Genomic DNA, 2,523 nt, shown 5'->3' with positions numbered 1-2,523 from the left:
CTCCTTTTGCTTACATAAACAAATAAGATCCACTGAAATCTCAAGTAGATTTTCAGCGGATCTTATTTGTTTGTTAAGACTTTTGTCCCAGCCTCCTCGTTTTAAATTATCATCAAATAATTTACAGTTGACGATGAAGCAGTAGTTTTGTCAATTTCTCAATATCTTTTTTGCTTTTATTATCTGGGAGTTGTTCTATCAGAACCAACGCTTTACTTGTGTATCGCTCAGCCAGCTGAAAAGCCGACTTGATTCCTTCGGTATATTTCAATTTTTTACGGATTTCTATAACGTCTTGTTCTGTATAGTCTTGTTTAGCAAATTGTTCCTTAAAAAATGCTGGTGAACGTTTCATTGAAAACAGGATTGGTGCGGTATAAATCCCATTTCTAAAATCCTGAAACATGGTCTTCTCCCATACAGATTCATCTTGAGTGTATTCCAGTAAATCATCCATCAACTGAAATGCCATCCCAATTTGAGCACCGATTCGGTAACACAACCACTGTTCTTTTATAGACATATTACTTTCCATTGCCCCTCCATAACAGGCTAATGCAAATAACTCAGCAGTTTTTCCCCGAATTTGGGTTAAATAGCGTCGTATCGTCATATCCTGATTGTAAGACTGATCTAACTGGTGCAGTTCCCCTCCAATTACTCTTTCCATGGCTCGAGTAAGAATACCTTGTACATCTATTATTTGACGGTAAGGATGTGTCATTCTAAAGCAGACCGAAAGCAGATAGTCCCCGGCGTACACTGCAGACTTTTTTCCATGAGCCGCTTGTATAGTAGGAGTTCCTCTCCTTATATCCCCTTCATCAATGATATCATCGTGAATCAGTGTTGCATTATGAAAAACTTCAATTGCTGCAGCCATCACTCTTGCTCTTTCCGGTTCACTCTTTGGCCCTAATTGCGAAAATAGCAACGAATAAGCTGGACGTATCATTTTTCCACTAGACTGAAAAATACCTTTTGCCGCATCATTCACTTGCTGATTACGTATAAAAATCTTATTGAAAATCAATTGCCTAGTTTGCTTAAGTTCCTTTTCCAAGTCGGGAAATTCATCCCATATCGAGTGAATGCTCAAAGCAATCCCGCCTTAATCTACAAATTTATTTAACTATTTTTGAAATAGTTTTATCTTTAAATCAGCTTCATTTTTATACATTAATATTAAAGAATGTAAATAACTAATTCTTTTTGAGACCATGCAGATTTACAGCACGACACTATACTATTAATGAATTATAAAATCTGGTATATAGAATGATGTTTCAACTAATAGAACATTATCCATAGCTTATCAAATATTTTTAAAATTTATTTATGTAAAACATTTGTTATCATTATACATTTGCAGTGTTAAATTGTCTAAAACAATGTTTTCATTATAAGATTTCAAGATAGATTAGCGTTTTATATCATTGAATTCGTCTTATTCTGCTATACTGTAAGCACAATATTTATTCACATCTTAAACCAAAGGAGTCTACCATGTCTATTTCACAGTTTTTGAGGTTTGTTGATATTCGGACAAAATTCACGAGTATTCTTCCTGTTCTTTTAGGCGTTTTTTACACAATCTATTATTTTGGAACTTTTAATTTACTCAATACCCTGCTTTTTTTATTGCAGCCGTTCTGCTTGACTTCACTACCACTTCTATCAATGTCTTAGTTGATTATCAGACAGCTGCATCAGAAGAATTTAAGAAAGAACACAATATTATTGGTAGAGAAAATATTTCCGAAAAACTAGTTGTAGTTTATATTTATATTATGCTCATTCTCTATTTCATTTTAGGTTTGATTCTAGTCTTTCGAACTAATCTGGTCTTGCTTCCAATTGGTATTATCTGTTCCATCATCGCGATTACGTATACTTATGGGCCGCTTCCGATTTCTAGAATGCCCTTAGGAGAGTTGTTTTCTGGTCCTCCTCTTGGGTTTGGCATTATCTTTATTGCCATATTCGTCAATTATAGAGATTCACTGATTCTAGCATTAAATTTCCAGAATTCAACATTTATGCTTCAAGGAGATTGGCTGACGATCTTAGCTATATTTTTTGTTTCTTTACCACAGGTTTTATTAATCTCCAATATCGTTCTTGCAAATAACATCTGTGACTTGAAACAAGATATTGAAAATAATCGATTTACCATTGTTTTTCATATTGGTAAAGAAAAAAGTATTCAATTATATAACTGGCTAACTTACGGAAGCTATGTATTATTTCTAGTACCCATCTTAATGGGCTGGTTACCATTGATTATGTTACTAGTTTATCCAACTCTACTCTATGCTCGTAAGCAAGTACGGTTATTTAACCTTAAACAAGAAAAAGCTGAAACCTTTATTACTTCGGTAAAATCTTTTTTAGCTTTTACACTAGTAGAACTTTTACTATTTGTAGTGTAAGCGATGAATAGCTAGGTACCTGTGAGTCCTAGCGGCCTCCTGTTAAACTTGAGATATCTTAAGTACACAGGAGGTTTTTAATTTGGAAAAG

2 protein-coding genes are annotated in these 2,523 nt (G+C 33.9%); one reads left to right on the top strand and one right to left on the bottom strand.

What is annotated here, in order from left to right; genetic code table 11:
- Positions 1–121: 121 nt before the first annotated feature.
- Positions 122–1,099, bottom strand: coding sequence for a polyprenyl synthetase family protein (locus BM212_RS12140; RefSeq protein ID WP_177206478.1), 978 nt, complete (start codon positions 1,097–1,099; stop codon positions 122–124).
- A 541-nt stretch (positions 1,100–1,640) separates the two neighbouring features.
- Here BM212_RS12140 and BM212_RS12135 point away from each other — a divergent pair.
- A complete protein-coding gene (locus tag BM212_RS12135; protein WP_091898792.1) occupies positions 1,641–2,432 on the top strand; it encodes a UbiA family prenyltransferase in 792 nt (263 codons plus the stop codon).
- Positions 2,433–2,523 lie beyond the last annotated feature (91 nt).

The organism is Marinilactibacillus piezotolerans (assembly GCF_900114235.1).
GTDB lineage: Bacteria > Bacillota > Bacilli > Lactobacillales > Carnobacteriaceae_A > Marinilactibacillus > Marinilactibacillus piezotolerans.
Note: the sequence above shows the minus strand (reverse complement) of the source record. Positions and strands in the feature narration are given on the sequence as shown.